The organism is Pseudomonas sp. T8 (assembly GCF_024610635.1).
Classification (GTDB): Bacteria; Pseudomonadota; Gammaproteobacteria; order Pseudomonadales; family Pseudomonadaceae; genus Aquipseudomonas; species Aquipseudomonas chlororaphis_I.
The window spans coordinates 3588731-3605305 of record NZ_CP102374.1 but is presented as its reverse complement, the minus strand read 5'-3'; the positions used below and the strand labels follow the sequence as shown (position 1 = coordinate 3605305).

Genomic DNA, 16575 nt, shown 5'->3' with positions numbered 1-16575 from the left:
CTTCGCGGTGCCTGGGTCGCGGGCAAGCCTCGCTCCTACCTGTTCGGCGGGCCTCAGCCGGCGGTGAGCATCGGATGTCCGGCCGCCTGGGCCTCTTCGCGCAACCACTGGAAAAACGCCCGCACCGGCGGATGCCGTTCGCGCCCGGGCACGCACAAGGCGCTGTAGCCTGCACCGTCGACATGGATCTGCGGGCGATACGGCACCAGCAGGCCGCTGGTCACGCTCTCCGACACCAGGATATTGCTGGCCAGCACCAGGCCCTGGCCGGCAATGGCCGCTTGCAGGGCGTAGTGCTCCTCGTCGTATTCGCGAAACACCGGGCGATCCCGCATCCAACTTTCCTGCGCCTTGTCGCACCAGGCCTCCCAGCCATGGGCATAGAGCTTGGAGTTGTGCCAGCGCACGCTGATCAGCGTCGGCGTTTGCTGGCGGGCCAGGGCCACCTGTTCCGGCGAGCCGTAGACCGCGAAGCACTCGTCGAACAGGCACAGCCCATAGAGGTTCGGGTAGTCGTCCAGGCTGTAGCGGATCACCAGGTCGACGCTCGCGTCCTGCTGCAGGTCGATGACCTCGCAATTGGTGTCCAGGCGCAGGTTGATGTTCGGGTGCCGGGCATAAAAACGCCCCAGGCGCGGCACCAGCCACAGCGCGGCGAAGGCTGGCGTGGTGGAGATCATCAGGTTCGCGCCGCTGCGTTGCGGGCGCAGGCTGTCGACGCTCTGCGCCACTTCCAGCAAGGCGCCGTGCAGGCTGTGGAACAGGCGCTCGCCGCATTCGGTCAGGCGCACCTGGCGTGGCAGGCGCTGGAACAGCGGCACGCCCAGCCAGCTTTCCAGGGAGCGGATCTGGTGGGAAATCGCCGTGGGCGTGACCGACAGCTCCTCGGCAGCGGCCTTGAAACTCAAGAGCCGGGACGCCGATTCGAAGGCGCGCAAAGCGGTCAGCGGCAGGTTGGCAAACATACAGGGTCACCTTATGGGTGAAATGGATTCATCCTGATCAACTATTGCTCATTTGTTCCATGGGGCCGGCATCAATAGCTTTATTCCCGCCCAGGAAGGCTTTTTGCGGTCTTCCAGAATGATCCAGGATGAGGAATGACAGATGAGCAGAATTCTAGCAGTACATGGCAGCCCCCGTGGCGAACGCTCCCATTCGCGGCGGCTGACGGAACGCTTTCTCCAGGCCTGGCTCGAGGCCCATCCCCAGGGCCAGCTGACCCGTCGGGAAGTCGGCCGCGCTTCGCTGCCCCATGTCAGCGAGGCCTTCGTCGCCGCGGCGTTTTATCCCGAGCCGCAGGCGCGGCCCTTGTCGATGCAGGCTGACCTGGCCCTGAGCGACGAGTTGGTGACCGAGCTGCTGGAGCATGAGCTGCTGGTGATCTCGGCGCCGATGTACAACTTCAGCGTGCCCAGCGGCCTCAAGGCCTGGGTCGACCAGATCGTGCGCCTGGGCCTGACCTTCAATACCGTGCAGGACAATGGCATCGCCCAGTACGAGCCGCTGGTGCGGGGCAAGAAAGCGCTGATCGTCACCAGTCGCGGCGGCTTCGGCTTTGGTCCGGGTGGCGAGCTGGAAGCCATGAACCACGCCGATCCGTGGTTGCGTACCGCGCTGGGCTTTATCGGCATCGAGGACGTCACGGTGGTCGCGGCCGAAGGCGAGGAGTCGGCCGAGCGCACGTTCCAGGTGTCCTGCGCCGAAGCCGAGCAACGCCTGCTGGCGCTGGCACGGACCTTCTGAGGAGGCGACATGGCCTGGCTGTTCTTGCTGATCGCCGCCGCCTTCGAAGTCACCTTCGCCATGGGCATGAAGTACGCTGAGGGTTTCACCCGGCTCTGGCCGTCGCTGCTGACGGTGGTGGCCGCGCTGGGCGGCATCTACTTCCTGACCCTGGCGATGCGTGAGCTGCCGGTGAGCATCGCCTACCCGATCTGGACCGCCATCGGTTCCCTGGGCACGGTGTTCCTCGGTTTTGCCTTGCTGGGGGAGAGTCTGACGCTGGTCAAGCTGGTGTCGGTGGGGCTGATCGTGGCCGGGGTGGTGGGGTTGAAATAGCCTATCCCTTGTAGGAGCGAAGCTTGCTCGCGATGGGCTGCGCAGCAGCCCCAAACCCGCTTCAGTTCTACTGGAAGAAATCCATTGCCTGAACCGGAGCTATCGCGAGCAAGCTTCGCTCCTACAGACCCGGGGCGATCCATTTATTGCCAATCCCCTGTAGCGAGCTTGCTCGCGTTAGCCTCGGGGGAATGTCATACAGTGGTCGTGAAGCTGTCATCTTGGCTGTCGATGCTCTTGGCTGCTGCCGACATCCAGCCTCGGGCGCCGCGGTCCCTGATACAAGTCCGATCACAAGGATGTTCCCATGTCCCAAGAGCTTGCCACGCGTTACCCGCTGGTCCTGGTCCCCGGCATGCTGGGGTTTATCCGGCTGGTGCTGTACTCCTACTGGTTCGGCATCGAGTCGGCGTTGCGCCGCGGCGGGGCCACGGTGATTGCGGTGCAGGTTTCGCCGCTGCATAGCACCGAGGTGCGCGGCGAGCAGTTGCTGGCGCGGATCGAGGAGATCCGCCGCGAAACCGGCGCCGACAAGGTCAACCTGATCGGCCACAGCCAGGGGGCGCTCACCGCCCGCTATGCCGCGGCCAAACGCCCGGACTGGGTGGCCTCGGTGACCTCGGTGGCCGGGCCCAATCATGGCTCGGAGCTGGCCGACTACATCGAACGCCACCATTCCATCGACACCCTGCGCGGGCGGGTGCTGAGTTTTATCCTGCGGGTGATTGCCGCGTTGATGTGCTGGCTGGACACCGGCTATCGCGGGCCGAAGCTGCCGGCGGATATCCATGCCTCGCACCGCTCGCTGACCAGCGAGGGCGTGGTGCTGTTCAACCGCCAGTATCCCCAGGGCCTGCCGGAAACCTGGGGCGGGCAGGGGCCGGAAGAGGTCAACGGGGTGCGTTACTACTCCTGGTCCGGCACCTTGCAGCCGGGCAAGACCAATCGCGGGCGCAACCTGTTCGACGGCACCAATCGCAGCTGCCGGCTGTTCGCCAGGACCTTCGTCCGCGAAGCCGGGCAGTGCGATGGCATGGTCGGCCGCTACAGCTCGCACCTGGGCACGGTGATTGGCGACGATTACCCCCTGGATCATTTCGATATCGTCAACCAGTCCCTGGGGCTGGTGGGCCGGGGCGCGGAGCCGATCCGGCTGTTCGTCGAGCATGCGCAGCGATTGAAAGCGGCGGGGGTATAGCCAGGGAGAGATGTGGCGGTTTTGAGATTTATCGCGAGCAAGCTCGCTCCTACAGGATCGAGCCATCCCCTGTAGGAGCGAGCTTGCTCGCGATGACGATCTGTCAGGCGACGCTGACCTTGCGCCCCAGCACCGTGGTCCAGCGTTCCGACAGGATCACCCCGCCCAGGGTCAGCATCCCACCCACCAGGTGATACAGCGCCAGCTGTTCATGCAGCACCACGGCGGCGATCAGCGCGGTAATCAGCGGCAGCAGATTGAAGAACAGCGTGGTGCGGCTCGGCCCCAGGCGCACCACGGCCTGCATCCAGGCCAGCGGCGCGAGCATCGAGGCCAGCAGGCAGGCGTAGAGCACCAGGGGAATGTTGTGCAGGGTCAGGCCGGTTTTCGGCGAGGCCAAGAACAGCGGAAACAGCACCACCACGGCCACCAGCACCTGCAGGTACAGCAGCACCAGCGGCGGCAGGCGCAGCTGCCATTTTTTCAGCAGGGTGCTGTAGATCGCGTAGGCCAGGGTGGCGATCAGCATCATCGCGTCGCCCAGGTTCACGCCGTGTTCCAGCAGCACCTCGAGGCTGCCGGACGACACCACCACCAGCACCCCGGCAAACGACAGCACCGCACCGACCAGGGCACCGGCCGTCAGGCGTTGGCCGAGGCTGGCGATCGCCATGGCCAGCGACATCAGCGGCATCAGCGAAAGAATGATGCCCATGTTGGTGGCCGAGGTCAGTGTCGCGGCGAAGTACGCCAGGCTCTGGTACACCGCCATGCCCAGCACGCCGAGGATGAAGATCTTGCCCAGGTTCGGGCGGATCACCGCCCAGTGGGCGACCACCGCCTTGAGCATGAACGGCGTGAACAGCAGGCCGGCCAGCAGCCAGCGATAGAAACCGATCTCCGCGGGGAAGATCGCCCCGACCGCCAGCTTGTTGATGACGGTATTGCCGGCCCAGATAAAGACGGCCAGTAACGGATAAGCGTATTGCATGAGGAAAAACCAGAACGTTGATGAAGGGTGATTATCCCTCTGTCTGGATCAAAGCCTATACTTCGATCCAGACAACCCGCCCTTGAATCCGGACAGCATGAGCAAAAAACACATCGACCTGCTGCCCTTCAGCGGTCTGCCGGCCCCGGTGTACTTCCGCTACGCCGATTTCGACGCCCACAGCCATGCGCTGGAGCATCGTCATCCCTGGGGCTGCCTGGAGTATTCGGCCCACGGCGTGATGCACATGGAGATCGCCGGCCAGCGCTTCATGTCGCCGCCGCAGTACGCCATCTGGATTCCGCCGGACACCGAGCACAGCTTCTACAGCCCGCAGCCGATCGTATACCGCGCCGTGTGCCTGGTCCCGGAGCTGTGCCGGGTGCTGCCGCAGCAGGCCTGCACCCTGGCCATCAGCGATATTCTCAAGGCGATCCTCAAGGACTTCGCCGCGCGCGATGTGCAGATCCCCGAGCAGGAAACGGACAGCCGCCTGGCCCAGGTAATGCTCGACCAGTTGCAGCAGGCGCCGGTGCATGACGGTTACCTGCCTTATGCCAGCAGCCCGGCCTTGCTCGGCGTGCTGGAGGCATTGCAGGCCGCCCCGGGGGATAACCGCGCGCTGGCCGATTGGGCGCGGCAGATCCATGTCAGCGAACGCACCCTGGCCCGGCAATTCGTGCGCGAGCTGGGCATGAGTTTTGGCGAGTGGCGCCAGCGCCTGCGCTTCCTGGCGTCCATCGAGGCGCTGGACAGTGCGCGCAGTGTCCAGGAGGTGGCGTTCGACATGGGCTACAGCAGCGCCTCGGCGTTTATCGCGATGTTCCAGCGCCAGGCCGGCTGCACGCCCGAGCAGTACCGGCGCACCAGCCTACAGAACAGGTGAACCTGTAACAGGGTTTGTCTACACTGCGCTGGAGGCCGCGCCCGTCGGTGCGGTAACAAGGAGAAAACTCCATGAAGATGCTGCGTATCCCTTTGTTGATGGTTGGCCTGCTGCTCTGTTCCCAAGGATTTGCCGCCACCGCCCAGCAGAACAAGATGACCACGTGCAACGCCGACGCCACCGCCAAAGCCCTCAAGGGCGATGAACGCAAAGCCTTTATGAGCACCTGCCTGAAAGCCACCCCGGCTGCTGCGGCAACCCCGTCCACCCCGCAGGAACGGATGAAGACCTGCAACGCCGACGCCACCGCCAAAGCCCTCAAGGGCGACGAGCGCAAGACCTTCATGAGCACCTGCCTGAAGAAGCAATAACCTTTTCCCTCGCAGGCGCGAGCTTGTTCACGATCCGGTCGCGGCAGTTTGCCTGACACACTCTGTATCGTTGATCGCCAGCAAACCCGCGCCTGTCGGCCTCGCATCGTCAGTGCAACGCTGGCAGACTGCCAATCCTTTCACGCTGTTTGTTTGAGGCTGTATGCCAACGTTTTCTCAGCGTCATCTGTTGTTGTTCAGTTGGGTGATCATCTTCGGCGGCCTGCTGCTGGTAATCCCGTTGCGGCTATTACCGAGCCTGCTGGCGGGCCTGCTGGTGTTCGAACTGGTCAACATGCTCACCCCGCAATTGCAACGGCTGATCGAAGGTCGGCGGGCGCGCTGGTTGGCGGTGGCCCTGCTCGGCACCCTGGTGGTCAGCGTGCTGACGCTGCTGTTCGCCGGCGCCATCAGCTTCCTGCTGCACGAAGCGGAAAATCCGGGGGCTTCCCTGGACAAATTCATGGCGGTGGTGGACAAGGCGCGCGGCCAGTTGCCGCCGTTCCTCGACTCCTATCTGCCGGCCAGCGCGGCGGAGTTCCAGGTGGCCATCGGCGCCTGGGCCAGCAAGCACCTGAGCGAGCTGCAACTGGTGGGCAAGGACGCGGCGCACATGTTCGTGACCTTGTTGATCGGCATGGTGCTGGGGGCGATCATCGCCTTGCAGCGCGTGCCCGACCTGACCAAGCGCAAGCCGCTGGCGGCCGCGCTGTTCGACCGCCTGCACCTGCTGGTCCAGGCCTTTCGCAACATCGTGTTCGCGCAGATCAAGATTTCCCTGCTCAACACCTTCTTCACCGGGATCTTCCTCGCGCTGATCCTGCCGATGTTCGGCGTCAAGCTGCCGCTGACCAAGACCCTGATCGTGCTGACCTTCCTCTTGGGGCTGTTGCCGGTGATCGGCAACCTGATCTCCAACACCCTGATCACCATCGTCGGCATGTCGCTGTCGATCTGGGTGGCCGCGGCGGCGCTGGGCTACCTGATCTTTATCCACAAGCTGGAATACTTCCTCAACGCGCGGATCGTCGGCGGGCAGATCAGTGCCAAGTCCTGGGAATTGCTGTTGGCGATGCTGGTGTTCGAGGCGGCGTTCGGCCTGCCGGGGGTGGTGGCCGGGCCGATCTATTACGCCTACCTGAAGAGTGAATTGAAGCAGGCGGGGTTGGTTTGAGCTGACGCTATCCCTGTAGCCGCTGCCGAAGGCTGCGATCGGCCGAAGGCCGTAGCGATCTCAAAATCGCTGAAGGTCCTGCGGACCTTATCGCAGCCTGCGGCAGCGGCTACAGGGGGGCGTTTAGCCGTAGCGTTTTTTCGCTTCGATGGCCAGGCCGCTGCCGATGCTGCCGAAGATGTTGCCTTCGACGTGGCGTGCGTTGGGCAGCATGTCCGCGACGCTCTGGCGCAGGGCCGGGATGCCGCTGGAGCCGCCGGTGAAGAACACCGTATCGACCTGGCCGACGCCGACATTGGCATCGCCCAGCAGCTGCGTGACGCTGCCGCGGATGCGCTCCAGCAGGCTGTCGATGGACGACTCGAACAGCGCCCGGCTCAGGTCCACGCTCAGGCCCGCCTCGATACGGTCCAGGGGCACCACGCGGTTGTCGGCGTGGGTCAGCTGGATCTTGGTCTCTTCCACTTCCATCGCCAGCCAGTGTCCGGCGCGCTGCTCGATCAGCTTGAACAGGCGGTCGATGCCGCCGGTGTCTTCGATGTCGTAGCGCATGCTGCCCAGGGCCAGCTGGGACTTCTGCGAGTACACCGAGTTGATGGTGTGCCAGGTCGCCAGGTTCATGTGGGTGCTGGTGGGCATGTAGGCGCCGCTCTTCATCCGGCTGCCGTAGCCGAACAGCGGCATCAGGCCCTGGAGGCTCAACTGCTTGTCGAAATCGGTCCCGCCGATGTGTACGCCGCCGGTGGCGAGGATGTCCTCGTGGCGGTTGTCCAGGCCACGGCGCTCGGGCGACAGGCGCACCAGGGAGAAGTCGGAAGTACCACCGCCGATGTCGACGATCAGCACCAGCTCTTCGCGTTCGATGGTCGACTCGTAGTCGAAGGCCGCGGCGATCGGCTCGTACTGGAAGGAGACTTCTTTGAAGCCCAGCTTGCGCGCCACTTCCACCAGGGTGTCCTGGGCCTCCTGGTCGGCGGCGGCGTCGTCATCGACGAAAAACACCGGGCGGCCCAGCACCACTTCCTCGAACTCCCGGCCGGCGGCGGCTTCGGCGCGGCTCTTGAGCTGGCCGATGAACAGGCCCAGCAGGTCCTTGAACGGCATCGCCGTGCCCAGCACGCTGGTGTCGTGCTTGATCAGCTTGGAGCCCAGCAGGCTCTTCAGCGAGCGCATCAGCCGGCCTTCGTAGCCCTCCAGGTACTCGTGCAGCGCCAGGCGGCCATACACCGGACGGCGTTCTTCGATGTTGAAGAAGACCACCGACGGCAGGGTGATCTTGTCGTCTTCCAGCGCAATCAGCGTTTCCATGCCGGGGCGCAGCCAGCCGACCGTGGAGTTGGACGTGCCGAAGTCGATACCGCAGGCACGGGCCGCAGATGCGTTTTTCATGTCTTTCGAGTTCCGGTTGGAAAAAACGGCCGCGCAGTGTATGCCAGTCGTTCGCAGAATCGAAGGCCGACTATCCGCTAAATCGAAACCCGCAAGCCTTGAAAGACTATTCTTTACCCCAAACTTGCAGGCATGGGCCGGGCAGCCATCGGGCGGTCGCAAGAACCGCCGCCAGCTGCCGATAAACTTCTGCTGCGCCGCGTGAGTCACAGTATTGAGATCGATCAGCCTTGACGCTGCTCAAGAGTGCATGCTGTACGTCCCGCCGCGCCACATTGATAACGGATGGTGATCCTTAGATGGACTTCAAAGACTATTACAAGATTCTCGGGGTGGAGCCGACGGCGGACGACAAGGCGATCAAGGCCGCCTATCGCAAGCTGGCGCGCAAATACCACCCCGATGTCAGCAAGGAAAAAGACGCCGAAGCCAAGTTCAAGGACGCGTCGGAAGCCTATGAAGCGCTGAAAAGCGCGGACAAGCGGGCCGAATACGACGACCTACGGCGTTATGGCCAGCACGGCCAGCCGTTCCAGGGCCCACCGGGCTGGAAAGGCCGCGCGGATGCGGGCGGTTTCGGCGATGGCGGGGACTTTTCGGACTTCTTCAGTTCGATCTTCGGCAACCGCGGGCCGGGTTTCGGCGGTGGACAATCGCGCAGCGCCGGGCGCAGGGGGCAAGACGTGGAAATGGAATTACCGATCTTCCTGGAAGAAACCCTGTCGGCCGAGTCGAAGAAGGTCAGCTTCAAGGTGCCGCAGTACAACGCCGCCGGGCAGCATGTCAGCAACACCAGCAAGAGCCTGAACGTGAAGATCCCGGCCGGCGTCGCCGACGGCGAGCGCATCCGCCTCAAGGGCCAGGGCGCGCCCGGTGTCGGCGGCGGGGCCAATGGCGACCTGTACCTGACCATTCGTTTCGCGCCCCATCCGAAGTTCGATATCGAGGGCGAGAACCTGATCATCACCCTGCCGCTGGCCCCTTGGGAGCTGGCGCTGGGGACCGAGGTCGCGGTGCCGACCCTGACCGGCAAGATCAACCTCAAGGTGCCGGCCGGCAGCCAGAACGGCCAGCGCATGCGCGCCAAGGGCCATGGCCTGCTGAACAAGGCCGGGCATCGCGGTTATCTGTTCGTGCAGCTCAAGGCCGTGATGCCCAAGGCTTGCGGCGACGACGTCAAGGCGTTGTGGCAGGAGCTGGCGAAGAAGGCCGCCTTCAACCCGCGGGAGCATTTCTGATCCGCAACCCATTCTGATCTGGAACATAGGAGTCGCTGACCATGAGCACCCTGATCGTTCAGCTGGATATGGAAGAGTTCTGCGAGGTGGCCGATCTGCCGGCCGCCTATGTGATGGAAATCGTCGAGCACGGGATCCTCGATCCCCATGGCGCGGCGCCCCGCGACTGGCGTTTCACCGACTATGAACTGGCGGTCGCCAAGCGCGCCGCGAAGTTGCGGCGCGACCTGGAACTGGAGTGGGAAGGCGTCGCCCTGGCGCTGGAACTGCTCGACGAAGTCCGCGAGTTGCGCACGGAAAACCAGATGCTCAAGCAGCGCCTGGGGCGCCTGCTCGCCGACTGAGACTGCGCGTTATCGTTCATCGCGCTCCTACGGAGGCATGGGTGGTGATGTTGTAGCCGCTGCCGAGCCCGCGAGGCTGCGATCGGCCGCGAAGCGGTCGCAAAACCGGGCAACCCGTTCTTCCAGACACACCCCATGCCCAGGCTTTGCGAGGACTTCGTCCTCGATCGCAGCCTCGCGGGCTCGGCAGCGGCTACGGTGCGTTCGTCTCTATAGCGGTTGGAAGGCTCGGGCATCGTCCATCGCGAGCAATGGCGCGTCGGCCGGCCGCTCCTACAGAAGCATGGGCAGCGGTTACGGGGTTCTGTGTTGGCGGCTACAACGATTCGGCGCGGGATACTCGTGGCAGGGTCACGGTGAAGGTGGTGCCATCGCTCTCGTTGGAGCTGACCTCTATGCTGCCCTGGTGGGCGGTAACCACTTCCTTGACGATGAACAGGCCCAGGCCGAGGCTGGTGGAAGGGCTGCCGAGCTCTTCGTTGGCACTGCGCACCAGGGGATCGAAGAGGGTGCCTAGGGCTTCCTTGGGAATCGGCGGGCCGTAGTTGTGGATGGTCAGCAGCACCTGCTCGGCGCTGCCAGTGAGGGTCACGGTCACGGTGCGACTGTTGCTGCCATGCTGCAGGGCATTGCCGATCAGGTTCTGCAGCATCTGTTCGATACGCCCGCGATCCCAGATGCCATGGCTGTCGCCATGGAAGTTCAGCGCCGGTGTGCAGTCCGGCTGGCCGGCGCAGGCTTCGTCCATGGCTGCCTTGATGGCACTGGCCATGTCCATGGGCGCCGGCTCGATGGGCAGGCTGCTGCCCAGGCGGCTGCGCACGAACTCCAGCAGGTCGCCGACCATCGCCGCCATGTGCCTGGCGCCACTCTTGATCCGCGACACATAGGCCAGCGCATCGGCGTCCAGCGCGACTTTGCGCGCCAGCATCTCGGTGGACATGCTCACCGCCTGCAAGGGCGCGCGCAGGTCGTGGCCGAGAATCGCCAGGAAGATATCCCGCGAGCGGTTGACCTGCTCGGCATAGGCCGTGGTGGATTCGGCCAGCGCCTCGTCGATGGCTTCGTTGAAACGGATCATGTCCTGGAAATAGGCCAGCTGCGGCGACTCCAGGCTGGTGACCCAGAGACGGATCACGCAGGCGCGCAGGTGGCGGAATTCCGAGGTCATCTGTACCAGGTCGAAGCCGACGTTGTGGCGCAATTCGCCATGGCTGGCGGCGGCCTTGTCGAGGCTCGGGGTCTTCTCCGGGCCTTCGCCCCTGGCCTTGGCCGCCTGTTCGCTGGCGGTCTGGGCGGTGCGCATGTCGCGAGCGGCGGCCAGCAGGATGGACTTGGCATGGTCGCGCAATTGCAGGCGGGTCAGGGAGTCGGTATCGGGGGCGATGGATCGGGCGAATTGCTCCCACTCATCAACGATTCGATCAACGTGTTGCACGATGAAGTCGGGTAGACGCATGGCCGGGAACCTTGTCAGGCAGCAAGAGTGAGGACGGCCTGTCGAATTCTAGCCGCGATTGATCCGTTCAACACAGCAAGACGTCCGGCTTTGCTGACCGTTGGGCGGCCCGCATGGGCGCCCGTTGGATCCAGGTTTCTAGAACAGAAAGTAGCGCTGCGCCATCGGCAACACGTCCGCCGGCTCGCACCACAGCAGCACGCCGTCGGCCTTGACCTGATAGGTCTGCGGGTCGACCTCGATAGCCGGCAGGTAGTCGTTGTGGATCAGGTCGGTCTTTTGCACGTTGCGGCAACCCTTGACCACTGCGATCTGCTTTTTCAGCCCCAGTTGCTGTGGCACCCCGGCCTCCAGCGCGGCCTGGCTGATAAAGGTCAGGCTGGTGGCGTGCCGGCTGCCGCCGTAACTGGCGAACATCGGCCGGTAATGCACCGGCTGCGGGGTCGGGATCGAGGCGTTGGCGTCGCCCATCAGGCTGGCGGCGATGGCCCCGCCCTTGAGGATCAGCGTCGGCTTGACCCCGAAGAACGCCGGGCGCCAGAGCACCAGGTCGGCCCATTTGCCGATTTCGATGGAGCCCACTTCATGACTGATGCCGTGGGTGATCGCCGGGTTGATGGTGTATTTGGCGATGTAGCGCTTGACCCTAAAGTTGCTGTTGCCGGCACCGTCGCCCGGCAGCGGGCCGCGCTGGCGGTGCATCTTGTCGGCGGTCTGCCAGGTGCGGGTGATGACCTCGCCGACCCGGCCCATGGCCTGGCTGTCGGAGCTGATCATCGAGAAGGCGCCCAGGTCGTGGAGGATGTCTTCGGCGGCGATGGTTTCGCGGCGGATGCGGCTTTCGGCGAAGGCCACGTCCTCGGCGATGCTCGGGTCGAGGTGGTGGCAGACCATCAACATGTCCAGGTGTTCGTCGATGGTGTTGCGGGTGAACGGCCGGGTCGGGTTGGTCGAGCTCGGCAGCACGTTGGGGAAACCGCAGGCCTTGATGATGTCCGGGGCGTGGCCGCCGCCGGCGCCTTCGGTGTGGTAGGTGTGGATGGTGCGGCCCTTGAAGGCGCCGAGGGTGGTTTCGACGAAGCCCGACTCGTTGAGGGTGTCGGTGTGGATCGCCACCTGCACATCGTACTGGTCGGCGACGCTCAGGCAGTTGTCGATGCTGGCCGGGGTGGTGCCCCAGTCTTCGTGGAGCTTGAGGCCGATGGCCCCGGCCTTGACCTGCTCGATCAGAGGCTCTGGCAGGCTGGCGTTGCCCTTGCCGGTGAAGCCGATGTTCATCGGGAACGAGTCCGCCGCCTGGAGCATGCGCGCCATGTGCCAGGGCCCGGAGGTGCAGGTGGTGGCGTTGGTGCCGGTGGCCGGCCCGGTGCCGCCGCCGATCATGGTGGTGACGCCGCTCATCAGCGCCTCTTCGATCTGCTGCGGGCAGATGAAGTGGATATGGGTGTCGATGCCGCCGGCGGTGAGGATCATGCCTTCGCCGGCGATCACTTCGGTGCTGGCGCCGACGGCGATGGTCACGTCGGGCTGGATGTCCGGGTTGCCGGCCTTGCCGATGGCGGCGATGCGTCCGTCCTTCAGGCCGACGTCGGCCTTGACGATGCCCCAGTGATCGATGATCAGCGCGTTGGTGATCAGGGTGTCGACCACCTCGGCCGCGAGCAGCTGGCCCTGGCCCATGCCGTCGCGGATCACCTTGCCGCCGCCGAACTTCACTTCTTCGCCGTAGGTGGTGAAGTCCTTCTCGACTTCGATCCACAGCTCGGTGTCGGCCAGGCGCACCTTGTCGCCGACGGTGGGGCCGAACATGTCGGCGTAGGCTTGTCTTGAAATCTTCATGTGCTTGCCTTGGGATTCAATTGGATTTGAGACCGCTCGCGTAGCTCGCTATTCGCGGGCAAGCCTCGCTCCTACATTTGATCGCATTCCCTTGTAGGAGCGAGGCTTGCCCGCGATGGCGTCAGAACAGGCAATACACCTCAAAGGTCGCCCATGACCCGCCCGGCGAAACCGAACACCCGGCGATGCCCGGCCAGGTCCACCAGTTCCACCTCGCGGGTCTGCCCCGGCTCGAAGCGCACGGCGGTGCCGGCCGGGATGTTCAGGCGCATGCCTCGGCTGGCGGCGCGGTCGAAAGTCAGGGCGTCGTTGGTTTCGAAAAAGTGATAGTGCGAGCCCACCTGGATCGGCCGGTCGCCGCTGTTGGCGACGCTCAGGCTGAGGGTGCGGCGGCCGGCGTTGAGTTCGATGTCGCCGGGCTGGATCTGGTATTGGCCTGGAATCATACGGGTTGCCCCAGAGTCTTGAAGTAAATGGCGGTCGGGGTGTAGGTGCCGTCCGGGCTTTGGCAGTAGTTCGGCAGTTCGCCGACGCGGGTGTAGCCGAGGGCGCTGTAGAAGGCTTCGGCGTCCGAGCCAGCCTGGGTGTCCAGGTGCAGCAGGCCGCGCTTGTGCTGGCGCGCCGCGAGCTCCACGGCGTGCATCAACTGCTGGCCCAGGCCACGGCGGCGGGCGTCGTGGCGCACCTGGAGCTTCTGCACTTCGGCGCGATTGAGGCCGTTGGGCTTCTGGCACAGCGTCAGTTGCACGCTGGCCAGGACTCGCTCGTCCTGCACCACCACCCACAGCAACAGGCTGCCGTCGGCCACGCTGGCCTGGACGCTGTTGACGTAGGCGCGGGCCTGTTCCTCGTCGAGGTCGGCCATGAAACCCACCGAGGCGCCGTGGCCCACGGCGTCGAACAACAGATCAATCAACCCCTGGCGATAGTGGGCAAAGCTCTCCGCATGGACTCGACGCAGTTGGGCAGCGTTCATCGGGTATCACTCCTTGTGGATAGTGGGCGGTAGCGCCCCCGGATCGAGGGTCAGCTGCATGAACGTCAGGTCCAGCCAGCGCCCGAACTTGGTGCCCACTTGCGGCATCTGTCCGGTGGTGACGAAGCCCAGGCGTTCGTGCAGGCGGATCGAGGCGGCATTGCCGCTTTCGATGGCCGCGACCATCACGTGCTTGTCGCAGGTCCTGGCGCGTTCGATCAGCGCTTGCATCAGGCGCGGGCCGAGGCCGTTGCCGCGCTGGTCGTTGCGCACATAGACCGAGTGCTCGACGGTATGGCGGAAGCCGTCGAAGGGCCGCCAGTCGCCGAACGAGGCATAACCGAGCACGCTGTCGTCGGCGTCGACCGCCACCAGCACCGGATAACCCTGGGCCTGGCGGGCGCTGAACCAGGCCTGGCGATTGCCCAGGTCCACGGCCTGCTCGTTCCAGATCGCCGTGGTGTTGAGCACGGCGTCGTTATAGATATCGCGGATCGCCGGCAGGTCGGCATGCACGGCATCGCGGATGGAATACGTCATGGCGTGGCCTCAGGCGATCGGTTGATGGACGGTGACCAGCTTGGTGCCGTCGGGGAAGGTCGCTTCCACCTGGATTTCCGGAATCATCTCCGGGATGCCTTCCATCACTTGTTCGCGGGTCAGCAGGGTGGTGCCGTAGTGCATCAGCTCGGCCACGGTCTGGCCGTCGCGGGCGCCTTCGAGCAGCGCCGCGGAAATGTAGGCCATGGCTTCCGGATAATTGAGCTTCACCCCCCGGGCCAGGCGTCGTTCGGCCACCAGGCCGGCGGTGAAGATCAGCAGTTTGTCTTTTTCGCGTGGGGTCAGGTCCATCGTTGGCAATCCGTTGTTGTAGGAGCGAGCTTGCTCGCGAAAAGTGTTAGCGATAATGCGTACTGCCTGAAGGAGCGCGGTGACTTGGCGTTTTTCGCGAGCAAGCTCGCTCCTACAGGGACATGGATATTCATGTGCTCCAGATCCTCGGCGGCAGCGCCTCGCGGCCCAGCAGGGCGGGGCGCAGCAGGCGCCACAGGTCGATCAGCCAGGCGCGGGCCAGCAGCGCTTCGCTGGCCAGGCAGCGGGCCACCAACAGGCCGGGCAGTTGCGTCAGGTCGCCGCGCACGGCATGAGGCAGTGCGCGGCAGCGTTCCAGCAACGGGCTGTCGATCTCGCCGGTGGCCAGCAAGGTGGCGAAGACCGGCTGGCCGTCCAGGCCGATCGGTGAGTCGAGCAAGCCGTCGCCGCCGACAATGCGCTGGCGTTCGTGCCAGAGCAACTGGCCGTCGCGGCGGATGTCCAGGTGCGACTGGAAATGCCCGAGGTCGAAGCGTTCGTCGCTGGCGGGGCGGCCGAGGGCCACCAGGTCCCAGTAGAACAGCCGGGCGTCGCCTTGCAGCTCGATGCGGGTGCTCAACTCGGCCTGGGCGGCGCTGAACACGATGGTTTCCTGGGGCAGCCATTCCAGGGTGGCACCGGCGGCGACGCTCAAGTCCAGGGTCTGATAGGCCGGCCCGGTGGCGCGATACCACTTGGCGGCGCCGGGGCTGGTCAGTTGCGCCCAGGCATCGCGCTCGACGCTGGCGCGGATCTGCAGGCGGTCGCCGCCGGCAATCCCGCCGGGCGGATGCACGATGATGTGCTGGCAGACTTCGGGGCCTTCGGCGTACAGATGCTTCTGCACCCGCAGCGGGCCCTTGTGCCGGCGCTGCACCGGGCGCGTGCTGTCGCCAAAGCGGGCGTAGCCGAGTTCCAGCTCGGCATGCCAGCTGGGGGTGAACAGGGCGGTGTGGGCAGGCAGATTCATGATTCGTGCTTAATGTCGGGACGTTACAGGTTAGATCGTAACCAGTCCGCGTACACCCTCGGCTTCCATATTTTCACCGCGGCCCTGCTGGACGATTTCGCCCCGGGACATCACCAGGTACTGATCGGCCAGTTCGGCGGCGAAGTCGTAGAACTGTTCCACCAGCAGGATCGCCATGTCGCCGCGTGCCGCGAGTTTCTTGATCACCGCGCCGATCTCCTTGATCACCGACGGCTGGATGCCCTCGGTGGGCTCGTCGAGGATCAGCAGCCGTGGCCGGCTGGCCAGGGCGCGGCCGATGGCCAGCTGTTGTTGCTGGCCGCCGGACAGATCGCCGCCGCGCCGTTGTTTCATTTGCAGCAGCACCGGGAACAGCTCGTAGATAAAGGCCGGCACTTCCTTGGCTTCGGAGCCGGGGAAACGCGACAGCCCCATCAGCAGGTTTTCTTCCACGGTCAGGCGGCCAAAGATTTCCCGGCCCTGGGGCACGTAGGCGATACCGGCGTGTACCCGCTGATGGGGCTTGTAGGCGGTGATCGCCCGGCCTTCCCAGTTCACCGCGCCTTCCTTGGCCGGCAGCAGGCCCATCAGGCATTTGAGCAGGGTGGTCTTGCCCACCCCGTTGCGCCCGAGCAGGCAGGTGACCTCGCCGACCTTCACCTCGAAGCTCAGGCCCCGCAGGATGTGGCTACCGCCGTAGTACTGGTGCAGGTGTTGGACTTGTAGCATTGGAACTCCGTTAGTAGGGCTTCAAGCGGCAAGCTTCAAGCTGCAAGTAAGGGCGGGGGATGTGGCTTTGCTGTTCACTTGCCGCTTGAAGCTTGCGG

19 protein-coding genes are annotated in these 16575 nt (G+C 64.6%); 8 read left to right on the top strand and 11 right to left on the bottom strand.

Features of this window, described 5'->3' with window-relative positions; all coding sequences use genetic code 11:
- Nucleotides 1-53: 53 nt before the first annotated feature.
- Nucleotides 54-965 carry a LysR substrate-binding domain-containing protein gene (locus NRG23_RS16205; RefSeq protein WP_009046727.1) on the bottom strand — a complete coding sequence of 304 codons (912 nt, stop codon included), beginning with the start codon at nt 963-965 and terminating at the stop codon, nt 54-56.
- A gap of 142 nt (nt 966-1107) precedes the next feature.
- Between NRG23_RS16205 and NRG23_RS16200 the strand changes: the two genes are divergently transcribed.
- From NRG23_RS16200 to NRG23_RS16190, 3 genes are all read left to right on the top strand, one after another.
- A complete protein-coding gene (locus NRG23_RS16200) occupies nt 1108-1746 on the top strand; it encodes an FMN-dependent NADH-azoreductase (protein WP_009046728.1) in 639 nt (212 codons plus the stop codon).
- Nucleotides 1747-1755: 9 nt separating this feature from the next.
- Nucleotides 1756-2061 (top strand): multidrug efflux SMR transporter, encoded by a 306-nt coding sequence (locus NRG23_RS16195; protein ID WP_009046729.1) that lies wholly within the window; start codon nt 1756-1758, stop codon nt 2059-2061.
- Nucleotides 2062-2368: 307 nt separating this feature from the next.
- Complete coding sequence (locus NRG23_RS16190; RefSeq protein WP_110176062.1) at nt 2369-3259, top strand: triacylglycerol lipase; 891 nt, start codon at nt 2369-2371, stop codon at nt 3257-3259.
- A gap of 103 nt (nt 3260-3362) precedes the next feature.
- On the opposite strand, the gene NRG23_RS16185 is transcribed toward NRG23_RS16190, so the two are convergent.
- A complete protein-coding gene (locus NRG23_RS16185) occupies nt 3363-4250 on the bottom strand; it encodes a DMT family transporter (protein ID WP_009046731.1) in 888 nt (295 codons plus the stop codon).
- 97 nt (nt 4251-4347) lie between these two features.
- Between NRG23_RS16185 and NRG23_RS16180 the strand changes: the two genes are divergently transcribed.
- From NRG23_RS16180 to NRG23_RS16170, 3 genes are all read left to right on the top strand, one after another.
- On the top strand, nt 4348-5136 hold the full coding sequence (locus tag NRG23_RS16180) for a helix-turn-helix transcriptional regulator (RefSeq protein WP_016704103.1): 789 nt from the start codon (nt 4348-4350) through the stop codon (nt 5134-5136).
- Nucleotides 5137-5207: 71 nt separating this feature from the next.
- Nucleotides 5208-5507 (top strand): PsiF family protein, encoded by a 300-nt coding sequence (locus NRG23_RS16175; RefSeq protein ID WP_009046733.1) that lies wholly within the window; start codon nt 5208-5210, stop codon nt 5505-5507.
- Between the two features lie 163 nt (nt 5508-5670).
- Nucleotides 5671-6681, top strand: coding sequence for an AI-2E family transporter (locus tag NRG23_RS16170; RefSeq protein ID WP_009046734.1), 1011 nt, complete (start codon nt 5671-5673; stop codon nt 6679-6681).
- Between the two features lie 123 nt (nt 6682-6804).
- Here the strand turns inward: NRG23_RS16170 and NRG23_RS16165 are convergent, their stop codons facing one another.
- Nucleotides 6805-8070, bottom strand: a complete 1266-nt coding sequence (locus NRG23_RS16165; RefSeq protein ID WP_009041945.1) for an Hsp70 family protein — start codon at nt 8068-8070, stop codon at nt 6805-6807.
- A gap of 299 nt (nt 8071-8369) precedes the next feature.
- Here NRG23_RS16165 and NRG23_RS16160 point away from each other — a divergent pair, with 299 nt between their 5' ends.
- Together NRG23_RS16160 and NRG23_RS16155 are read left to right on the top strand one after the other, a co-directional pair.
- Nucleotides 8370-9308 (top strand): DnaJ C-terminal domain-containing protein, encoded by a 939-nt coding sequence (locus NRG23_RS16160; RefSeq protein WP_009046736.1) that lies wholly within the window; start codon nt 8370-8372, stop codon nt 9306-9308.
- A 41-nt stretch (nt 9309-9349) separates the two neighbouring features.
- Complete coding sequence (locus NRG23_RS16155; RefSeq protein ID WP_009046737.1) at nt 9350-9652, top strand: chaperone modulator CbpM; 303 nt, start codon at nt 9350-9352, stop codon at nt 9650-9652.
- Between the two features lie 316 nt (nt 9653-9968).
- Here NRG23_RS16155 and NRG23_RS16150 read toward each other — a convergent pair whose 3' ends face one another.
- The 8 genes from NRG23_RS16150 to urtE all read right to left on the bottom strand — a co-directional run bounded on the left by NRG23_RS16150 (nt 9969) and on the right by urtE (nt 16477).
- Nucleotides 9969-11111 (bottom strand): sensor histidine kinase KdpD, encoded by a 1143-nt coding sequence (locus NRG23_RS16150; RefSeq protein ID WP_257371416.1) that lies wholly within the window; start codon nt 11109-11111, stop codon nt 9969-9971.
- Between the two features lie 138 nt (nt 11112-11249).
- Nucleotides 11250-12950, bottom strand: a complete 1701-nt coding sequence (gene ureC, locus NRG23_RS16145) for an urease subunit alpha (RefSeq protein ID WP_028683716.1) — start codon at nt 12948-12950, stop codon at nt 11250-11252.
- Nucleotides 12951-13090: 140 nt separating this feature from the next.
- Complete coding sequence (locus NRG23_RS16140; protein WP_009046740.1) at nt 13091-13396, bottom strand: urease subunit beta; 306 nt, start codon at nt 13394-13396, stop codon at nt 13091-13093.
- The gene (locus NRG23_RS16135) at nt 13393-13926 is read right to left on the bottom strand and encodes an N-acetyltransferase (protein ID WP_257371415.1); all 534 of its coding nucleotides are present in this window, start codon (nt 13924-13926) and stop codon (nt 13393-13395) included. Before NRG23_RS16135 ends, NRG23_RS16140 begins: the two co-directional genes overlap by 4 nt.
- A gap of 6 nt (nt 13927-13932) precedes the next feature.
- Nucleotides 13933-14466, bottom strand: coding sequence for a GNAT family N-acetyltransferase (locus NRG23_RS16130; RefSeq protein ID WP_009046742.1), 534 nt, complete (start codon nt 14464-14466; stop codon nt 13933-13935).
- A 9-nt stretch (nt 14467-14475) separates the two neighbouring features.
- Nucleotides 14476-14778, bottom strand: a complete 303-nt coding sequence (gene ureA / locus NRG23_RS16125) for an urease subunit gamma (RefSeq protein WP_007927275.1) — start codon at nt 14776-14778, stop codon at nt 14476-14478.
- 130 nt (nt 14779-14908) lie between these two features.
- Nucleotides 14909-15748, bottom strand: coding sequence for an urease accessory protein UreD (locus tag NRG23_RS16120; protein ID WP_016703751.1), 840 nt, complete (start codon nt 15746-15748; stop codon nt 14909-14911).
- A 30-nt stretch (nt 15749-15778) separates the two neighbouring features.
- Nucleotides 15779-16477, bottom strand: coding sequence for an urea ABC transporter ATP-binding subunit UrtE (gene urtE, locus NRG23_RS16115; RefSeq protein WP_038582467.1), 699 nt, complete (start codon nt 16475-16477; stop codon nt 15779-15781).
- Nucleotides 16478-16575 lie beyond the last annotated feature (98 nt).